Annotated in this window: 17 protein-coding genes; 6 read left to right on the top strand and 11 right to left on the bottom strand. The window is 55.9% G+C overall.

The genetic code is table 11. The annotated features are described in order from the left end of the window. Positions 1–27 precede the first annotated feature (27 nt). Complete coding sequence (locus NIM72_RS06035; protein WP_253419363.1) at positions 28–348, top strand: hypothetical protein; 321 nt, start codon at positions 28–30, stop codon at positions 346–348. On the opposite strand, the gene yejF is transcribed toward NIM72_RS06035, so the two are convergent. The 9 genes from yejF to yeiP all read right to left on the bottom strand — a co-directional run bounded on the left by yejF (position 335) and on the right by yeiP (position 11,161). Next, entirely contained in the window at positions 335–1,939 is a 1,605-nt protein-coding gene (yejF, locus tag NIM72_RS06030) for a microcin C ABC transporter ATP-binding protein YejF (protein WP_253419360.1), read from the bottom strand. The genes NIM72_RS06035 and yejF overlap by 14 nt on opposite strands. Further along, a complete protein-coding gene (locus NIM72_RS06025; RefSeq protein ID WP_253419357.1) occupies positions 1,940–2,962 on the bottom strand; it encodes an ABC transporter permease in 1,023 nt (340 codons plus the stop codon). Next, positions 2,959–4,053 (bottom strand): microcin C ABC transporter permease YejB, encoded by a 1,095-nt coding sequence (locus NIM72_RS06020; RefSeq protein ID WP_253419354.1) that lies wholly within the window; start codon positions 4,051–4,053, stop codon positions 2,959–2,961. Before NIM72_RS06020 ends, NIM72_RS06025 begins: the two co-directional genes overlap by 4 nt. 11 nt (positions 4,054–4,064) lie before the next feature. After that, positions 4,065–5,873, bottom strand: coding sequence for an extracellular solute-binding protein (locus NIM72_RS06015; RefSeq protein ID WP_253419351.1), 1,809 nt, complete (start codon positions 5,871–5,873; stop codon positions 4,065–4,067). A 44-nt stretch (positions 5,874–5,917) separates the two neighbouring features. Further along, entirely contained in the window at positions 5,918–7,480 is a 1,563-nt protein-coding gene (locus tag NIM72_RS06010; protein WP_222925208.1) for a cyclic di-GMP phosphodiesterase, read from the bottom strand. Between the two features lie 222 nt (positions 7,481–7,702). Beyond that, complete coding sequence (gene mepS, locus NIM72_RS06005; RefSeq protein WP_013358530.1) at positions 7,703–8,278, bottom strand: bifunctional murein DD-endopeptidase/murein LD-carboxypeptidase; 576 nt, start codon at positions 8,276–8,278, stop codon at positions 7,703–7,705. Positions 8,279–8,791: 513 nt separating this feature from the next. Beyond that, positions 8,792–9,499: a phosphatase PAP2 family protein gene (locus NIM72_RS06000; protein ID WP_161732194.1), complete on the bottom strand. Its 708-nt coding sequence runs from the start codon at positions 9,497–9,499 to the stop codon at positions 8,792–8,794. Positions 9,500–9,544: 45 nt separating this feature from the next. Then, positions 9,545–10,513 (bottom strand): GTP-binding protein, encoded by a 969-nt coding sequence (locus NIM72_RS05995; RefSeq protein WP_253419343.1) that lies wholly within the window; start codon positions 10,511–10,513, stop codon positions 9,545–9,547. Positions 10,514–10,588: 75 nt separating this feature from the next. Continuing rightward, a complete protein-coding gene (gene yeiP, locus NIM72_RS05990) occupies positions 10,589–11,161 on the bottom strand; it encodes an elongation factor P-like protein YeiP (protein ID WP_253419340.1) in 573 nt (190 codons plus the stop codon). A gap of 163 nt (positions 11,162–11,324) precedes the next feature. On the opposite strand from yeiP, the gene NIM72_RS05985 reads away from it, so the two are divergent. From NIM72_RS05985 to fruA, 4 genes are all read left to right on the top strand, one after another. After that, positions 11,325–11,579 (top strand): YkgJ family cysteine cluster protein, encoded by a 255-nt coding sequence (locus NIM72_RS05985; protein ID WP_090959387.1) that lies wholly within the window; start codon positions 11,325–11,327, stop codon positions 11,577–11,579. A 272-nt stretch (positions 11,580–11,851) separates the two neighbouring features. After that, complete coding sequence (fruB, locus tag NIM72_RS05980; RefSeq protein WP_222925210.1) at positions 11,852–12,982, top strand: fused PTS fructose transporter subunit IIA/HPr protein; 1,131 nt, start codon at positions 11,852–11,854, stop codon at positions 12,980–12,982. Continuing rightward, positions 12,979–13,917 carry a 1-phosphofructokinase gene (gene fruK, locus NIM72_RS05975; protein ID WP_161732200.1) on the top strand — a complete coding sequence of 313 codons (939 nt, stop codon included), beginning with the start codon at positions 12,979–12,981 and terminating at the stop codon, positions 13,915–13,917. Before fruB ends, fruK begins: the two co-directional genes overlap by 4 nt. A gap of 16 nt (positions 13,918–13,933) precedes the next feature. Further along, positions 13,934–15,646, top strand: a complete 1,713-nt coding sequence (gene fruA, locus NIM72_RS05970; protein WP_253419337.1) for a PTS fructose transporter subunit IIBC — start codon at positions 13,934–13,936, stop codon at positions 15,644–15,646. Positions 15,647–16,108: 462 nt separating this feature from the next. On the opposite strand, the gene nfo is transcribed toward fruA, so the two are convergent. Together nfo and NIM72_RS05960 are read right to left on the bottom strand one after the other, a co-directional pair. Beyond that, on the bottom strand, positions 16,109–16,954 hold the full coding sequence (gene nfo, locus NIM72_RS05965; RefSeq protein ID WP_253419334.1) for a deoxyribonuclease IV: 846 nt from the start codon (positions 16,952–16,954) through the stop codon (positions 16,109–16,111). Between the two features lie 51 nt (positions 16,955–17,005). Continuing rightward, the gene (locus tag NIM72_RS05960; RefSeq protein WP_161732206.1) at positions 17,006–18,061 is read right to left on the bottom strand and encodes a YeiH family protein; all 1,056 of its coding nucleotides are present in this window, start codon (positions 18,059–18,061) and stop codon (positions 17,006–17,008) included. 106 nt (positions 18,062–18,167) lie between these two features. Here NIM72_RS05960 and NIM72_RS05955 point away from each other — a divergent pair, with 106 nt between their 5' ends. Then, positions 18,168–18,542: a YkvA family protein gene (locus NIM72_RS05955; protein WP_161732208.1), complete on the top strand. Its 375-nt coding sequence runs from the start codon at positions 18,168–18,170 to the stop codon at positions 18,540–18,542. Positions 18,543–18,550 lie beyond the last annotated feature (8 nt).

The raw sequence follows: 18,550 nt of genomic DNA, 5'->3' as shown, positions 1-18,550 counted from the left end.
ACATAAACTCATCCGGGAGAGTAACCTATGCTGCAACTTTCAATTGTGCATCGTCTGCCACAGCGTTTTCGCTGGGCCAGCGATCACCATAGTGCCATTGAATCCGATGACACGTCGCTGGATGAGCAGGAGTTCGTGGCGCTGCGACTGATCAGCCATGACGGCATTCCGGCATGGGAGATTCTGCAGCAGCTGAAAGAGGTGCTGGCGGATATTCAGGTCGACTGCAAAGTGGCCGAATGTGAAGGGCAGCCCTGCCTGTTTATTCAGCGTCGCGACGAAAGCGCCACTAACTGCTGCCTGAAAAATCAGGGCGTGGCGATTGCGGAAACCTTTATCGCAGGCTGAGTTGCGCCGACTGCAGCAGCTCGCGAGTATAAACAGTTGTCGGTGACGCAAACAACGTTTCACACTCTCCCTGTTCAACCACCTCCCCCTGACGCAGCACGATAAGCTGATGACACAGGGCGCGAACCACATCCAGGTCGTGACTGATAAACAGATAGCTGAGCTGACGCTGCTGCTGTAAGCGGCGTAATAGTGTCAGAATCTGCTTCTGCACCGTGCGATCCAGCGATGAGGTGGGTTCATCCAGTATCAGCAGCTCTGGCTCCAGAATCAGTGCCCGCGCGATAGCAATCCGCTGTCGCTGACCGCCAGAGAATTCGGCCGGATAACGATAGCGACTTTCTGCTTCAAGCCCGACTTCCTCCATCACCGCAATCACGCGCTGCGCCTGCTGCGCACTGTTGAGTTCAGGCTGATGCACCGCCAGACCTTCAGCAATAATCTGCTGCACCGTCATACGCGGATTGAGAGAAGAATTCGGGTCCTGAAACACTACCTGAATGCGCTGACGCAGTGGCAGAAGTTGCCGGCGCGACAGCTGATGCAGCGGCTGGCCGTCAAACCAGATTTCGCCACGTGAGGCAATCAGCCGCAACAGCGCCAGGCCGGTGGTGCTTTTACCCGACCCGGACTCGCCCACCAGACCCAGACTTTCGCCACGCCGCAGGCTGAAACTTAGTCCGGACAGTACCTGCTTTTCACTGGCCTGCCGCCGGAACAGTCCGCGCCGCTGCGCAAAACTGACCTGAAGCTGCCCGACCCGAAGAATGACAGGCGCATCTGCAGGGAGCGGTAGCGCTTTTCCTTCCGGCTCGGCAGCCAGCAACTGCTGGCTGTAAGGATGTTGCGGCTGGTTCAGCAGAATCTGGCAGCGATTCTGTTCCACGATGTGACCCTGACGCATCACGCTGACGTTATCCGCCAGCTGACGCACGATATTCAGGTTATGGGTGATAAACAGCATGCCCATATTCAGCTCCCGCTGCAGTTCACGCAGCAGCGCGAGAATCTGCGCCTGCACCGTCACATCCAGTGCAGTGGTGGGCTCATCGGCAATCAGCAACTGCGGCTCGGTCAGCAGCGCCATAGCGATCATCACTCGCTGGCGTTCCCCGCCGGAAAGCTGGTGGGGGAAATCGTTGAGCCGGGCGGCAGGCTGACGGATACCGACCCGATCGAGCACGCTGATAATCTCACCGCGTGCCGCCTGACGACGCAGCCCACGATGCAGCGACAGCACTTCATACAGCTGCTTCTCTACGGTGTGTAGCGGATTCAACGATACCATCGGCTCCTGAAAAATCATCGCAATCTGGTTGCCACGAATAGCACGCAGACGCTGTTCGCGGGCACGCAGCAGATCTTCACCGTTAAACAGAATCTCTCCGCGGGGATAAACCACCGCTGCCTCATGCAGCAGTCGCATTACCGACAGCGCCGTGACGCTTTTGCCGGAACCCGACTCGCCCACCAGTGCCAGCGTTTCGCCCGCGTCGATGTGCAGTGAAACGTCATCCACGACCTGACGAAGCTGCTCGCCCTGACGAAAGGCGACCGAGAGATGATTGATGGCAAGCAGTGGCGTCGTCATTCAGGCTCCTTTGCCCGGATCAAAGGCGTCGCGCACCGCTTCGCCAATAAAAATCAACAGCGAAAGCAGGATCGCCAGGGTGAAAAAGCCCGCCAGGCCCAGCCAGGGTGCCTGCAGATTATTTTTGCCCTGCAGCAGCAACTCACCCAGCGAGGGTGAACCCAGCGGCAGACCGAAACCGAGAAAGTCGAGGGAGGTGAGCGTGGTGATCGAACCGCACAAAATAAATGGCAGAAAGGTCAGGGTAGCCACCATCGCGTTAGGCAGCATGTGACGCAGCATGATCCGGGCATCGCTGACCCCCAGCGCCTGTGCTGCGCGGATGTAGTCAAAGTTTCGGGTACGCAAAAACTCGGCCCGGACCACGCTTACCAGGCTCATCCAGCCGAATGCGACGGTGACCAGCAGCAGCCACCAGAAACCGGGCTGAATGACGCTGGAAAGGAGGATCAGCAGAAACAACGACGGCATACCAGACCAGACTTCAATCATCCGCTGCCCAATCAGATCAATTCTGCCGCCGAAATAACCCTGCACCGCGCCAACCACAATTCCGATGACGCTGGAGATAAGTGTCAGCAGCACGCCGAACAGCAGGGAGATGCGCGTGCCATAGAGCAGCCGTGCCAGTACGTCGCCACCGTTGGCGTCTGTGCCGAGCCAGTTCTGCGCCGAGGGCGGAGAGGGGAACGGCACCTCGGTGGCAAAATTGATGGTGCTGTCGCTGAAGTGAACCGGAGCCCATAAGGCCCAGCCGTTCTGTGCGATGCGCTGCCGCAGCCAGGGATCCTGATAATCCGCCGCTGTCGCCAGTACGCCGCCATAGTCGGTTTCGCTGTAGTCAAACAGCAGCGGCACCATCCAGCGCTGCTGATAATGCACCAGCAGTGGCTTGTCATTGGCGATCAGTTCGGCACAGAGTGACAGCAGAAAAATAACCAGAAAGATCCACAGCGACCAGTAGCCGCGCCGGTTATGGCGAAAGCGCTGCCAGCGCTGTTGAATGAGTGGAGAGCGCGTCATGAGCGGCTCCCGAAATCGATGCGCGGATCGACCAGCGTATAAGTCAGATCGCTGAGAATATTCATCAGCAAACCGATCAGCGTGAAAATATAGAGCGTGCCAAACATCACCGGATAGTCACGTTGCAGCGTCGCGTCATAGCCGAGCAGGCCGAGTCCGTTGAGCGAGAACATCACTTCGATCAGCACCGAACTGGTAAAAAACATGCTGATAAACGTAGCGGGGAAGCTGGCGATGACCAGCAGCATCGCATTGCGAAACACATGGTGATAAAGAATTCGGCGTTCCGGCACCCCTTTGGCGCGCGCGGTGACGACATAGAGCTTGCGGATCTCATCCAGAAAGGCGTTTTTCGTCAGCATGGTCAGTGTAGCAAAGCCGCCAATCACCGTTGCCAGTACCGGCAGGGCGATATGCCAGAAGTAATCCAGTACTTTGCCATACCAGGGCAGCGTGTCGTGCTGCGCCGAGGTGAGCCCGCGCAGCGGGAACCAGTCAAGGTAGCTGCCACCGGCAAACAGTACGATCAGCATGATGCCGAACAGAAAAGCCGGAATGGAGTAGCCAATGATAATAAACGCGCTGCTCCAGACATCAAAGGCGCTGCCGTTGCGCACCGCTTTGCGGATCCCCAGTGGAATCGACACCAGATAGATGATCAGCGTGCTCCATAATCCCAGACTGATCGAGACCGGCAGGCTCTCCTTAATCAACCCGATTACCGAGGCGCTACGAAACAGGCTGTCGCCAAAGTCAAAACGCAGGTAGTTCCACAGCATCTCGCCGTAGCGCTGCCATAGCGGTTTATCGAAGCCGTAACGCTTTTTAATCTCCGCAATCACTTCGGGATCCAGCCCGCGCGCGCCACGGTACTGATTATCAGCAGGATTAATATGACTGATGCTGGCGCGTGAACTGGCGCTCTCCGCGCCGCTGCCGGGCAGGCCAGTTGTCTGACCAAACTCAATATTTGCCAGCGCCTGGTCGACCGGTCCGCCGGGCGCGATTTGCACAATAAAGAAGTTGAGCGTGATGATCGCCCATAAGGTCGGGATAATCAGCAGCAATCTGCGCAGAAAGTATGCGGCCAACGGTCATCTCCTTAGCGTTTGCTGGCCGGCAGGCGTCCGGCTTTGTTAGTGTCGTACCACCAGTTTTCCAGCCCGGTGCTGTAGGCAGGCTTGCGGACAGGGTGAGAAAACTTATCCCAGTACGCCAGCCGCTGTTCAGCGTTGTACCACATCGGGATCATATACGCATTCCACAGCAGCACCCGATCCAGCGCCTGTGCCAGCGGCCGCAACGCGGCAGGGTCGCCCTGATGCGCGACAATCTGTTTCACAAAGTGATCGACGATAGGATCGTTGACCCGTGCGGTATTCCACGACGAGGTGATGTAGTCGGACTGCCAGAGGATCTGCAGACTGGAGGTCGGGATCGGCATCGCCCCGTAAACGGTGGCAATCATGTCATAGTCGCCTTCACGCCAGCGCCGCAGGTACTGTGAGCTGTCGATCTGCCGCAGGTTCAGCGTAATGCCAAGCCGCGCAAGGTTGTGCTGCAACGGTAATGCCCATTCGGTACTGGTGCCACCGCGCAGCAGCAGTTCGACCGTAAACGGCTGACCGGTTTTATTGTTAACCAGTCGGCGATTTTTGATCTGCCAGCCCGCCTGTTTCAGGAGCTCAAACGCGTTTAACAGACTGGCGCGATCATAGCCGCTGCCATCGGTTTTGTGTGGCAGGTAAGGCTGGCTGAACAGCGCAGGAGGCAACTGCGCGCGCCAGGGTTCGAGCAGCGCCCGTTGCTGTGCATCCGGCACCCCGTGGGCAGCATACTCTGTATTCTGGAAATAGCTGCTGGCACGCAGCCAGGCACCGTAATAGAGCGCTTTATTCATCCACTCGAAATCGAACATTAGTGATAACGCCTGGCGCACCCGGCGATCGTGGAACAGCGGTTTTTCGTTGTTGAATGCCAGCCAGCGGGTATCGATAGCGGCTTCATTGGGCGTGGTTTCTTTTACAATGCTGCCATCGTCGAAATTGCGGCCACGATACTGGGTCGCCCATTTCTTCGCCGATGTCTCTTCACGCAGATCGTAGCCACCCGCTTTAAAGGCTTCGAACGCAACATTGTCATCCAGATAGTAGTCATAGCGCATGCGATCAAAATTAAAGCGTCCACGATTCACCGGCAGATCGGCAGCCCAGTAATCTTTTACCCGGCTGAACTCAATAAACTGGCCCAGTTTCCAGCGCGTGATGCGATAAGGCCCACTGGAAAGCGGCGGTGCGCTTAACGGCTCGTTAAACTTCTTATCGCGCCAGAACGACTCGGGGATAACCGGTAGCGTCAGTAATCCAAGCAGCAGATCTTTATCCGGTTTCTGTGCCTCGATGCGGACCGTGATATCGTCCAGCGCCCTGACGGTCACGCCACGATAGGCGACGCGGAACTGAGGCACGCCCTCGGTCATAAACTTCTGAAAAGTGAACGCTACGTCGCGGGCGGTGATTGGCGTGCCGTCATGAAACCGGGCGCGGGGATTCAGGCGGATCTCAATCCAGGTAAAATCGCTGGCGTAGCGTGCTGATTCAGCAATCAGCGGATAATAACTGCCCGGTTCATCGTCTGAGCTGGTGTAAAGCCCGTCATAAAGCGTGCCGGTGTTAATGCCCGGATTGCCGCGCGAGGCGTAACGGTTAAAGTTGTCATAAGTGCCCACTACCGCCATAGTGATGCTACCGCCTTTAGGCGCGTGGGGATCGGCGTAATCGTAATGGCTGAAGCCGGGCGGATATTTCGCTTCGCCCGCCTGGGTGAAGGCGAACGTTTGCAGGACCGTGGCCGCCAGCAGTGGGGCGCTGAACAGGCCGCACAGCAGCAGAAATCCTAAGCGAAAAAGCATGCTCTCTCCTGTTAAATATCCGGCGCGATTTGGGCCAGAGAGTCTCAGGCGTTATGACGCCGGAAATAGTCTATCAGTGTTTCTGGTCGCAGCGGACGGCTGAAGATATAACCCTGCAGATGGGTTACACCTCGATGGATCAGCCAGGCGGCCTGTTCGCCGGTTTCTACCCCTTCCGCCACACTTTTCAGATTCAGCTTCTTCGCCAGTTGCAGCACGGTGTCCAGCACCGGCGAGGTCAGGGTTTCTGTGCCGATGCGCTGGACAAAGCCACGATCGATTTTCAGGTAATCAAACGCATAACGTTCCAGATAGATCAGCGCACTGTGGCCGGTACCAAAATCATCAATAGCAATGTTGATATGCTGCTGATGCAGCCAGTCAAACAGTTCTCCGACGTTTTCATCTCGCACCATGGCGCGCTCGGTAATCTCAAACACGTAATTAAAGTGAGCCGCAGGCATGGTATCAAGCCAGCGCAGCACATCCTGCCGGAAACCGCTGTCAGCCAGATGCAACGCAGAGATGTTAAGGCTGAGGCAGGCATGACGGGGAATGGTGTGACACAGTTGGTGAGCATCACGTGAAACCAGCTGAAACAGATGCCGGGTCAGAGGAATAATAAGGTTCTGCGACTCGGCATACTGAATAAACACATCGGGCGGGATCGGGCCTTCGGTCGGATGGGTCCAGCGCAGTAACGCTTCCATACCATAAGGCTGACCATCATGGGAAGTAACCAGCGGCTGATATTCAACATGAAACTCGCCGCGCTTCATGCCCCGAATCAGCTCTTTGCCCGGACGCTGATAAACAGATAACAGCAGCCAGCAGCCGCCGGAAACCAGCAGTGACAGCAGCAGGCTGCACAGCAGGATATTCTGATAATCACTGAACGCCAGAACCGAACCGAACAACACAAACTCCAGCGGATAGCCTGTCAGCGCCTGCTGATACAGCGGCGGCGGCAGACTTTTATTTTTCATCACGCCAGGCTGCCAGCTGGTTAAGGCACTCTTTTGCGCCATCAGCGCCATACCAGTAATTTCCGGATGCCCGGAGATCTGCAGCTGGTAGGGAGCCAGGCTGATATTCAGCGTCGCGAAGACACCTGACTGCTGACGGCCAGGATTTTTAATCCACAATCCCAGCGCCGGTTTATTTGGCTGAAGCGGCGTGCCTGACATGAGCTGCAGATCAATATCGCGTGAGGTATCACTATTGGGTGCGATAACATTAAGCGGCAGACTAAAACTGCCGGTGGCCGACGAGCAAAAGGCATTGCCATTGTTAACCAGCAGGATGGCGCGGAGATTACCGGCAAACGCGGCGCGCGAGGTCAGTTCACGATTAATGGTATGACAGGCAGTGTGGGTGAACGGAAGCAGAGGACTGAGGGTGCTGATGAGCAGACTGGAGAGTGTTTGCTGTAGTGCTGTTCGGCTGTTCTCCAGCAGTTGCTGGTGCTGTCGTTCGCGCTTCTGCCAGGTCTGGTGAAATGACAGGGCGGCAAACAGAAGAAAGAATACGCCACCGACCATCGCGCTACTCCATGCGATTCGGCGAGGATAGGTGGCATGGCGCCTTAGCGCCCCCGACAGTGGCATGAGGAACTTCCCCTGATCAAATTATTATTATGTTATTGCACACGACTGCTTCGGTTTAAGCGACCGAGAATATAACGAGAGTGTCCGAAATGTCTCGTTATTAATCTGAAATACAATGCTTTTATCTTATATAGCGGCTGGTGCTAAGAATAAGGCACGAAAAAAAACGCTGCGTAAGCAGCGTTTCATGTTCTCTGGCTGAGAGAAGATCGAAAGTGATAATCAGGTCGGGTTACGACTTAATACACGGCGTCCTTCACGGTAACGCTTTTTCCAGTAGTCATCATTGAGACTGGAGATCATGACGCCACTGCTGGTGGAGGCATGAACAAAATTGTCGTTACCCAGATAAATACCCACATGACGGCCTGTTGAGCCGGCACGGAACATTACCAGATCGCCAGGACGCAGTTTACTGCGGGTAATCTCTTTACCGGTGTCCTGCTGCTCAGAGGTCGAGCGCGGTAATTCTAAGCCAAACTGATCGCGGAAGGTGCGTTGTACAAAGGCGGAACAATCGATTCCGCGTTTGGTATCGCCACCGAGGCGATAGCGCACACCTTTCCAGACGGCGTATTGTTCCATGATGCGCGACTTAACGTCGACGTTACGCACCATTTCTTCAAACTCATCCTGAGACGCCTGAAGTAAAAAACCATTGTGGTTGTTAACTTCATGATTCTCGTTATTCGCGTTTTGACTGCTATGGGTACTGCTACAAGCTGAGAGGAGTGTGGCCAGCGCCAGTGCGGGCACGATCCGCAAAATATATCTCAGTATTGGTTGAGACTTGACCATTATTCGGGTTTTCCTTCGATTTCCTTACGACAAAATTGTCGCCAGCCAGATGACAAAACAGGGAGATTAATAAGCGAAACAGCCTAAGACAAATCCTTAATTACTAAAATGTGTTAATGGACACATTTTTACGGTAAAAAATCCGAATTTTCTGCCGCTGTAGCCTCACTGCGACTGAGGTTAACTGATTACAGACGCCGTGGCGAGTGCTTTTAATCAATTTTATATAGGTTTTTTTGATGTGAAATCAAACCGTAACACCCTGACTACTTTAACAACAATTGTGGTGAAATGATGATGAGAACAGGCAGCGAAAGGGGCGTCAATTCAGGGCATAGCTTCTGTTTTTAGCGTTTTCTTTATTGACAGAGAATATTGGTGACTGTTTAACCAGCCAGCAGGGTCATAACCTTTTCTTTTCGTCAATTTAATTAGCAGGCTAATAGTGGTGGGCTGTTTTTTATAAGCGCGGACGGTCAGGACCAGGCCGATTAAATCGTCCGCGCTTAACATTTACGTCACGGGCTTATATTTACCCGGTAATTTGCGATAAAACCAGTTTACCAGCACGTCACTGGCTGGCGTTAATAGCCACCAGCTCAGACCCACTAATATCACTGACATTGAACCGACGGCAATATCGGTAAACCAGTGTGCACCCGCCATGACGCGCGGCAGTGAAAATATCACCACAATAGCCGTGGCAATTAAGAAGCGGCTAAAACCAAAATAACGCCAGATAAAGCAGGCGAAAATAATCAGCATCATACCGTGGTCGCCAGGGAAGCTGTCTTTCGAGGCATCTTTAGCGGGAATACCGGTGAGTTCGCTGACGCGATGCACATTCTCGAAGAACAGCGTCGGACTGGAGTGCTTCACCGGCAACAGGTGGCCCAGCTGATTAAGTACTACAGCGGTAAGCAGCATAGTGATACCGATAGCCAGCATCCGCCGCCGCGCGTGTGGCGTTTCACGTCGCCAGATCGACAGATAAAGCAGGCCCATTGCCAGCAATGACACCGCATCAAATCCACGAAAATTGGTGATAGCGACGATCAGTGCGAACAGCGGATGGCTCACCATCTGATTGTTGAAGCCATAGAATATAGATTTATCGACGCCGAACCAGAAGCCATGTTCTGGCGGCAGATACCATGACAGAAATAGCATCACGCCCAGTGCATTAAGCAGCAGGATAGTAATAAGGCGAGTTACGCGCATAGTTAAACTCATTATTATTAAAAATAACCGCCGACAATACCTCTGTCAGCGTAAACGGCACTTCAACAATGCCGATTGTAGTCGATTCCAGTCAGCCTGTTGAAAATGAATGATCTCAATGCGGCTATCGGATGGCGGTGAGGGGAGTGTTTCACTCTGCAGCTCATTTGCCTGACGATTGATACGCAGAGTGCCTTCTTTCGTGCGCATCACACCTTTAATGCGATCAACCGGTGCCTGGCGTACCCATTCCAGCAGCGCACTGCTGTCAAACCGCGTATCAGCATCAAAAATCCAGCCGCAGGCGCTGTAACCCTGACCGTGGTTCAGCGCCCGGCGCCAGCGCGCTTCGCCGTCCAGTCGTAACGCCGCGAGGCCGCTGGTCGGGTTAGACGGATGATGATGATGCGGCAGGGGAAGATCGCGTGGCTGATAAGGCGTATCAAGCAGGGAAAGGGGGATCTGACCAAATTCTGTCTGTATTAATGGACGCAGAGGCTGCATCTGCTGCTGCCAGTCAGCCAGGCGCTGACGGTCCTCCTCACCCCAGCAATCGCGCTTGTTGGCGATAATCATATCGGCAGCAGCGAGCTGATCGCGGAAGTTTTCATTGGCAAGGATGCGAGGATCGGACAGCTGACGGGCATCCAGCAGCGTCAGGGTCGCATTAAGTTGCAGCCACGCCTGATAAACCGGCGCACTTAACATCTGCAACACCTGACGCGGATGACCCAGGCCGGTTGGCTCAATCAGCAGCCGATCCGGCTTGCTCTTCAGCAAAATATTCAGCCCGACCTGCATCGGCAGGCCATTAACGCAACAGAGACAGCCGCCGGGGATCTCTTTCAGGGTGGCACCGCGATCGGCCAGCAGTGCACCGTCGATCCCAATCTCGCCAAACTCATTGACCAGCACCGCCCACTTCTCTTCGGGCGGTCTGGCTGCCAGCAGATGGCAGAGCAGCGTGGTTTTGCCGCTGCCCAGAAAACCGGTAATCAGATTAACGCGCGTCATGGGGCCTGCTCCTGCCTGAGAATAGCGTGGTAATGTAATACTATAACACTATCACGACTGGCAGCAGTTGAGTGGTTAGTCTGCACGGCCCATGTAGCGGCGTTCAGCAATATGAATGCGGATGCGATCACCGTTGCTGAGGTATTCCGGCACCTGGATAGAGAGACCCGTGCTCATACCGGCCGGTTTCGTTCGGGCGCTGGCGGAAGCGCCTTTAATGCCGGGTGAGGTATCCACGATTTCCATGTCTACGGTTTGTGGCAGTTCCAGCGCCAGCACCTGACCTTCCATCGTCAGTACGTGAATGCCTGGGATGCCGCCTTCAGGGATAAACAGGAGCTCTTCTTCAATCTGCTCCTGTTTAAAGGAGTAAGGGGTGTAATCCTCATCATCCATAAAGATGTATTCGTCACCATCTATATAAGAGAAGGTCACGCTGCGGCGGCTGAGCGAAATCGCATCAATAATCTCGTCGCCCTTGAAGCGCTCTTCGACTTTTAAACCGGTGCGGACATCGGTAAAGCGCATTTTATACAGGGTGGCGGCACCGCGTGTGCTGGGGCTCTGGACATCAATATCCTTAACCAGCAGCAGTTTACCGTTGTGCGTGACGGCCATCCCTTTTTTAATTTCGTTGGCTTTTGGCATTGCTGTTCTCGCTATCTTGAGAGTGAAGTGCGCGCAACGTTACTCGCGCCGGTGAAAACTGGCAATATCGTGGATGCGAAATTTTGTGTCAGACCGCGGCTTTCATGGCAATTAGTGTGGTGGACTGCTATTGTCGCCGCGACTTTCTCTGCCGGAGCACAGCATGCAATGCCGTAGCCAGTGCGGTGCCTGTTGCACAGCACCTTCGATCTCCTCGCCGATTCCTGGCATGCCTGACGGCAAGCCCGCCAACACGCCCTGTGTTCAGCTTGATGACACACTTCGCTGCAAACTGTTTGGCTCACCCCTGCGTCCAGCCGTCTGCGCAGGTCTGCAACCTGCACACAGCATGTGCGGCGATTCGCGCCATCAGGCGATGACCTATCTGCTGCAACTCGAAGCAGATACCGCGCCCTGAGGCGCTGACGCTGCTGAACTTTCTGGTCCACTCATCTCTGGTTTACAGCATCTGCGTCAGCCTGTTCACTTTTTATTCCCCTTAACCACCCCGAAATGTGCGTAACGTCAAAAATCTGTTACGCCATTTGCGCATTTTCTTGCCTCGGGAAAGTTGCTGTACCACAATCCCTGAAACGTTTCAGCGGTGACTGCGCCACCTGTTTTCAACAGCATGGCGTAAAAAAATCCCCACTGGCTGAAACGATTCAATCTCAGCAAGCGAGGAGAATTATGTTCCAGCTCGAATTGCAGGCCATCCATACCGGAGCCAGCGCCCAGAACAAAGAAGAGGCCATTCGTCAGGTTGCTGCCGCGTTAACCGCGGCTGGCAATGTGACGGAAGGCTACGTCAACGGCATGCTGGCGCGCGAACAGCAGACCTCCACCTTCCTTGGCAACGGCATCGCTATCCCGCATGGCACCACCGATACCCGCGATCTGGTGCTGAAAACCGGTGTTCAGGTGTTCCAGTTCCCGCAGGGCATTGCCTGGGGCGACGATCAGACCGCCTATGTCGCTATCGGTATTGCTGCTAAGTCAGATGAACATCTGGCGCTGCTGCGTCAGCTGACGCACGTTCTGAGCGATGACTCCATTGCCGAACAGCTTAAAACTGCCTCTGCTGAAGACCTTCGTGCGTTGCTGATGGGCGAGAAACAAGCCGCTGAATTCAGCTTCGACACTTCATTAATTACGCTCAACGTCGCCGCCAGCGATCTGATCACCCTCCAGGCGATGAACGCCGGTCGGCTGCAGTCCGCGGGCGTGGTGGATGCCAGCTACGTCGCAGACGTGGTCTCAACGACGCCGCTGAACCTGGGACAGGGCATCTGGCTCAGCGACAGCAGCCTCGGCAACCTGCGCAGTGGCGTGGCCATCAGCCGCGCTGAACATGCCTTCGAGCATCAGGGCGAACAGGCTGCGCTGCTAATCAGCGTGTCGGCAACCGATGAGCGTCCGCTGGAAGTGCTGGGTTACCTCAGCGCATTACTACAGCAGGGCAAAGCCGATCGTCTGCTGAAAGCCGATGCGGCAGGCGTCTACGCGCTGCTGACCAGCGAAGTCGATGAGCAGGCTGAGGTACTGACCGCCGAATACACCATCCGTAACGAACATGGCCTGCATGCCCGTCCGGGTACCGCACTGGTTAGCGTAATCAAGCAGTTCAACAGCGACATCACTGTGACCAACCTCGACGGCAGCGGTAAACCTGCCAATGGCCGCAGCCTGATGAAAGTGGTTGCGCTGGGCGTGAAAAAAGGCCATCGCCTGCGCTTCACCGCCAGCGGTGACGATGCACAGCAGGCGCTGAACGCGATTGAAGAAGCGATCACCAGCGGTCTGGGTGAGGGGGCATCATGAGCAGACGCGTCGCCACCATCACGCTGAATCCGGCATATGATCTGGTGGGATATACCCCTGAAATTGAACGCGGCGAAGTCAACCTGGTGAAAACCACCGGGCTGCATGCTGCGGGCAAGGGCATCAACGTTGCGAAGGTCCTGAAAGATCTGGGTATCGATGTCACCGTGGGTGGCTTCCTGGGTAAAGAGAATCAGGATGGCTTCCAGCAACTGTTCAGCGAGCTGGGCATTGCTAACCGTTTCCAGGTGGTGCCAGGCCGTACCCGTATCAACGTTAAACTCACTGAACAGACCGGCGACGTGACCGATCTGAATTTCTCCGGTTTTCAGGTCACCGCTCAGGACTGGGATCGTTTTACGAGCGACTCGCTGACCTGGCTGGGCCAGTTCGATATGGTCTGCGTCAGCGGCAGCCTGCCGGAAGGTGTCGATCACGATGCCTTTACCCGCTGGATGACCGAACTGCGCACCCACTGCCCATGCATCATCTTTGACAGCAGCCGCGAGGCGCTGGTGGCAGGCCTGAAAGCCGCACCGTGGCTGGTTAAACCTAACCGTCGTGAGCTGGAAATCTGGGCTGGTCGCAAACTGCCAACGCTGCAGGATGTGATTGGTGCGGCGCACGAACTGCGCGAGCAGGGCATCGCCCATGTGGTGATTTCGCTGGGCGCAGAAGGTGCGCTGTGGGTCAACGCCTCTGGTGAATGGATTGCTAAACCGCCGGTGTGTGAAGTCGTCAGCACCGTGGGTGCAGGTGATTCCATGGTTGGCGGCCTGATTTATGGCCTGCTGATGCGCGAATCCAGCGAACACACGCTGCGTCTTGCGACGGCCGTGGCGGCGATGGCCGTCAGCCAGAGCAATGTTGGCGTTTCCGATCGTACTCAGTTGGCCGCAATGATGGCGCGCGTCGACTTACAACCCGTTAACTGACAGCAGGAGAGCGATAATGAAAACGCTGCTGATTAAAGACCCTGTACTGGGACTGGCTTCCGCTTATATGGCGCAACAACGTCTGGCTGCTGCCGCACCTGCTGCGGGCCTGACTCTGACTGATAACCCTGCCGACGCGGAACTGGCGATCGTGCTGGGCAAAAACGTGCCGGACGATGCGGCGCTGAACGGCAAAGCGGTCTGGCTGGGCGATATCCAGCTGGCAGTTCGCGAGCCGGAAACTTTCCTGAACCGGGCGAAAGCCGAAGCCAAAACCTGGCAGGCAACCGCTGCGGTGGCCACACCGGCTGGCGTATCGGCTGCGGCACCGGCTCAGAATGGCGCGCCGAAACGCGTGGTTGCCGTTACCGCCTGTCCGACCGGCGTGGCACACACCTTTATGGCTGCCGAAGCCATTCAGGCTGAAGCGACCCGTCGCGGCTGGTGGGTGAAAGTTGAAACGCGCGGTTCCGTGGGTGCCGGTAATGCGATTACCCCGGAAGAAGTGGCAGCTGCCGATCTGGTGATCGTCGCTGCTGATATCGAAGTCGATCTGGCGAAATTTGCTGGTAAGCCAATGTACCGCACCTCAACCGGTCTGGCGCTGAAGAAAACCGCGCAGGAACTGGATAAAGCAGTAGCAGAAGCGAAGCCGTACAAAGCGGCAGCGGCCGGGCAGAGCAATAGCAGTGAAGAAGAGAAGAAAGGCGGAGCAGGGGCTTATCGTCACCTGCTGACCGGTGTTTCTTACATGCTGCCGATGGTGGTCGCGGGTGGTCTGAGCATCGCCCTGTCGTTCGCTTTTGGTATCACAGCCTTTAAAGAGCAGGGCACCCTTGCCGCTGCACTGATGCAAATCGGTGGTGGCAGCGCCTTCGCCCTGATGGTTCCGGTGCTGGCCGGCTTTATCGCCTTCTCCATCGCTGACCGTCCGGGTCTGACGCCTGGTCTGATTGGCGGTATGATCGCCACCAGCATCAATGCGGGCTTCTTAGGCGGTATCATCGCGGGCTTCATTGCAGGTTATGCGGCGAAGCTGATCAGCGGCAAAGTTAAACTGCCGCAGAGTATGGAAGCGCTGAAACCGATACTGATTATTCCGCTGTTCGCCAGCCTGATCACCGGCCTGCTGATGATCTACGTAGTGGGCAAACCGGTTGCGGGCATCATGAATGGCCTGACGCACTGGCTGGCCAACATGGGTACGGCGAATGCAGTCCTGCTGGGTGCCATTCTGGGCGGCATGATGTGTACCGATATGGGTGGGCCGGTGAACAAGGTGGCTTACGCATTTGGTGTCGGCTTACTGAGTTCGCAGACGTATGCACCGATGGCCGCCATCATGGCCGCCGGTATGGTGCCACCGCTGGCGATGGGTCTGGCTACGCTGGTTGCCCGTCGTAAATTCAACAAAGGTCAGCAGGAAGGCGGTAAAGCGGCACTGGTTCTGGGTCTCTGCTTTATCTCTGAAGGTGCGATTCCGTTCGCTGCCCGTGACCCGATGCGCGTACTGCCTTGCTGCATCGTCGGCGGCGCGGTTACCGGCGCGATCTCCATGGCGATTGGCGCAAAACTGATGGCACCGCACGGTGGACTGTTCGTCCTGCTGATCCCTGGCGCAATTACGCCGGTTATCGGTTATCTGATGGCGATTATCATCGGCACCGCGATTGCAGGTCTGAGCTATGCGGTTCTGAAACGTCCGGAAGAGCAGCTGGCGAAAGCCTGATGTGCTGAAGTGCATAATCTGCTGAAGTAAAAACAAACAGGGAGCCGGATGGCTCCCTGTTTGTTTTTACAGACGGTTCCCGAAATTAAAGCGACGGGAGCATACGACTGGAGTAAAGCATCGCGGGCCAGGGAGCCAGCTGGCTTCCTCAGACTACTCACAAATTCTTATCAGGGTGCATCTGGCAGCGATGAATTAGCTAAAACTCAGGGAACACGGTCAGAGGAGGAAAGCGTCCCGCCGCCCGGATAAAAACGCCAGGCGTTTTTGAACAACGCAACGCGTTGGTCCGGCAACGGGCGCACCTCAGGGATGAGGTGCGTAATCGCGCGGGCCGAGCGTGTCATGGATGACGGATTTTGCGTCTTTCCGGTCTGACCGTGTTCCCTGTGCAAGCTCAGTCTTACAGCAACCAGGCCAGACTCTGTCAAAAATCTCAGGGAGCCAGCTGGCTCCCTTTTTCTATCCCTGCTGTTCGGCTTTCAGCCAGGCAATCTCATCTTTCCAGATATCAGGATTAATAGTTTCAAGAATCAACGGGATACCATCAAACCGCGGATCTTTCATCAGCCAGCTAAACGCCGTTTTACCGATATTCCCTTCACCCAGACTGTGATGGCGGTCAACGCGACTGTCAAAGGCGCTTTTGGCATCGTTCAGGTGCATGCCGCGCAGATAGTTAAAGCCGACAATGCGATCAAACTCTGCAAAGGTCGCTTCGCAGTCCGCTTCGGTGCGCAGGTCATAACCGCCGGCAAACGCATGGCAGGTATCAATGCAGACGCCGACGCGCGACTTATCTTCGACATGCTCAATAATAGTGGCGAGATGCTCGAAGCGGAAACCCAGGTTACTGCCCTGACCCGCGGTATTCTCAATGACGGCAGTCACGTTCTGTGTCTGATCGAGCGCGATGTTGATCGACTCCGCAATCCGCTTCAGGCACGCTTCTTCATCAATCTGTTGCAGATGGCTGCCGGGATGGAAGTTCAGGAGTGTCAGGCCGAGCTGGTCACAACGTTGCAGTTCATCAATAAAGGCCGCGCGGGATTTCTCCAGCGCCTCTTCAACCGGGTGACCGAGGTTAATCAGAAAACTGTCGTGCGGCAGGATTTGCTGCGAACTGAATTTGTACGTCTCGCAGGCGGCGCGAAAAGCATCAATCACCTCTGTGGAGAGCGGGGCGGCCTTCCACTGACGCTGATTTTTAGTAAAGAGGGCGAAGGCGGTGGCTTCTATTTCATGGGCGCGGATCACGGCCTGATCCACACCACCTGCCGCACTCACGTGTGCGCCAATATATTTCATGCCTTTCTCCTGGGGCTATGCACGGGTGAAACGGCATGATACCCGATGCCGCTAGCCCATGAAATGTTGCACCAGCAGATTGATGGTGCCGCCGCCCGCAATCAACCAGACAAACACCAGCGCGCCCAGCAATAGCGGTTTAACGCCCGCCTCACGCAATGCCCCGAAACGGGTGGTTAAGCCCAGCGCGGCCATCGCCATCGCCAGCAGCAGACCCGCCAGCTCATTCAGCGTGGCCACCAACGCCGCAGGCAACAGCTGCAGCGAGTTAAACAGCGCGACCGCGATAAACAGCAGGGCGAACCAGGGAAAGGTCACTGGCTGACGCGCTTTGCTCGCGTTGCGTTTGCCGCGGATTACCGCACTCAGGCAGAGCAGGAACGGCGCCAGCATCATTACCCGCAGCATTTTGGCAATCACGGCGCTGTTCTCAGCCTCCGGGCTGATGCTGTGCCCGGCGGCTACCACCTGCGCGACTTCATGAATAGTGGAACCGGTGAAGACCCCAAACTGCGCGGCACTCAGCCCCGGAAACAGGTGATGCGCCAGCGGCCACATCAGCGGATAGATAAAGATGGCCAGGGTGCCGAACAGCACCACGGTCGCGATAGCCACGGCAACTTTTGACGACGCCGCTTTCACCACCGGCTCGGTCGCCAGTACGGCCGCAGCCCCACAGATACTGCTGCCTGCGCCAATCAGCCAGACGGTATCGCGATCCAGCTTCAGCAGCCGGATGCCCAGCAGGCAGGTCACAAAAAAGGTGCTGCTCAGCGTCAGCGCATCAATCAGGATGCCGCTTAAACCGACGTCAGCAATCTGTTGTAAGGTAATGCGGAAGCCAAACAGGATGATCCCCAGTCGCAGCAGCTTCTGTTTAGCCAGCACCACGCCACTGTCGCAGCGCGACGCCAGCGGTGTATAGACGCTGTTGCCAACCAGAATCCCCAGCATAATCGCCAGGGTCAGTGAACCCAGCCCTGCTGCTGCAATCGCCGGTTGCTGCGCCAGCCAGCTGGCTGCCCCGGCAATCGCAGCCGTCAGCAGCAGACCAGGGAACCAGAGCGTAACGGGATGATGCGTTTTAGGGATGCTCAGTTCGGTCATGATGGTCACTCCTCGTCGTTGAGTCATGATCATGAAGGCGACTGGCTTAAAAGTGAAATTGATAATATATTTATAATTGACCAGAATAAACGATAAGGCAGTGATCATGATAGTTTCGCGTCTGCGCCGCTGGGCGACGCTGATCAAAAGAGATGTGTTCGTGCTGTGGTTCGCCTTTCGCGATCCGCGCACACCCTGGTGGAACAAGCTGGGCATGCTGGGACTGGTTGCTTATGGGGTCAGCCCGATCGATCTCATCCCGGATGTGATCCCGTTTGTTGGTCTGCTGGATGACGCGGTGATTATTCCCACGGGCGTCATGATTCTGTTGCGGCTGCTGCCACAAGAGGTGCGCATCAGCAGCAGCGAACGCGCACAGTCTCAGCGTTCGCGCGGCAAAAAGATGGCAGGCTGGCTGGTCGTGGTTGGGCTGATCTGGCTGGCGTTAATTATTTACCTTGTCAGGCATTCACTGAGTTAAGAGGCGAC

The organism is Pantoea sp. B550, from assembly GCF_024158165.1.
Taxonomy (GTDB): domain Bacteria; phylum Pseudomonadota; class Gammaproteobacteria; order Enterobacterales; family Enterobacteriaceae; genus Pantoea; species Pantoea alfalfae.
This window is presented reverse-complemented; position numbering and strand designations above follow the sequence as displayed.

What these genes read in the sequence shown, in the direction of transcription:
- NIM72_RS06035 (WP_253419363.1), top strand. Translation starts at nt 28, where the DNA reads ATGCTGCAACTTTCAATTGTGCATCGTCTGCCACAGCGTTTTCGCTGG.
- yejF (WP_253419360.1), bottom strand. Translation starts at nt 1,939, where the DNA reads ATGACGACGCCACTGCTTGCCATCAATCATCTCTCGGTCGCCTTTCGT.
- NIM72_RS06025 (WP_253419357.1), bottom strand. Translation starts at nt 2,962, where the DNA reads ATGACGCGCTCTCCACTCATTCAACAGCGCTGGCAGCGCTTTCGCCAT.
- NIM72_RS06015 (WP_253419351.1), bottom strand. Translation starts at nt 5,873, where the DNA reads ATGCTTTTTCGCTTAGGATTTCTGCTGCTGTGCGGCCTGTTCAGCGCC.
- NIM72_RS06010 (WP_222925208.1), bottom strand. Translation starts at nt 7,480, where the DNA reads ATGCCACTGTCGGGGGCGCTAAGGCGCCATGCCACCTATCCTCGCCGA.
- mepS (WP_013358530.1), bottom strand. Translation starts at nt 8,278, where the DNA reads ATGGTCAAGTCTCAACCAATACTGAGATATATTTTGCGGATCGTGCCC.
- NIM72_RS06000 (WP_161732194.1), bottom strand. Translation starts at nt 9,499, where the DNA reads ATGCGCGTAACTCGCCTTATTACTATCCTGCTGCTTAATGCACTGGGC.
- NIM72_RS05995 (WP_253419343.1), bottom strand. Translation starts at nt 10,513, where the DNA reads ATGACGCGCGTTAATCTGATTACCGGTTTTCTGGGCAGCGGCAAAACC.
- yeiP (WP_253419340.1), bottom strand. Translation starts at nt 11,161, where the DNA reads ATGCCAAAAGCCAACGAAATTAAAAAAGGGATGGCCGTCACGCACAAC.
- NIM72_RS05985 (WP_090959387.1), top strand. Translation starts at nt 11,325, where the DNA reads ATGCAATGCCGTAGCCAGTGCGGTGCCTGTTGCACAGCACCTTCGATC.
- fruB (WP_222925210.1), top strand. Translation starts at nt 11,852, where the DNA reads ATGTTCCAGCTCGAATTGCAGGCCATCCATACCGGAGCCAGCGCCCAG.
- fruK (WP_161732200.1), top strand. Translation starts at nt 12,979, where the DNA reads ATGAGCAGACGCGTCGCCACCATCACGCTGAATCCGGCATATGATCTG.
- fruA (WP_253419337.1), top strand. Translation starts at nt 13,934, where the DNA reads ATGAAAACGCTGCTGATTAAAGACCCTGTACTGGGACTGGCTTCCGCT.
- nfo (WP_253419334.1), bottom strand. Translation starts at nt 16,954, where the DNA reads ATGAAATATATTGGCGCACACGTGAGTGCGGCAGGTGGTGTGGATCAG.
- NIM72_RS05960 (WP_161732206.1), bottom strand. Translation starts at nt 18,061, where the DNA reads ATGACCGAACTGAGCATCCCTAAAACGCATCATCCCGTTACGCTCTGG.
- NIM72_RS05955 (WP_161732208.1), top strand. Translation starts at nt 18,168, where the DNA reads ATGATAGTTTCGCGTCTGCGCCGCTGGGCGACGCTGATCAAAAGAGAT.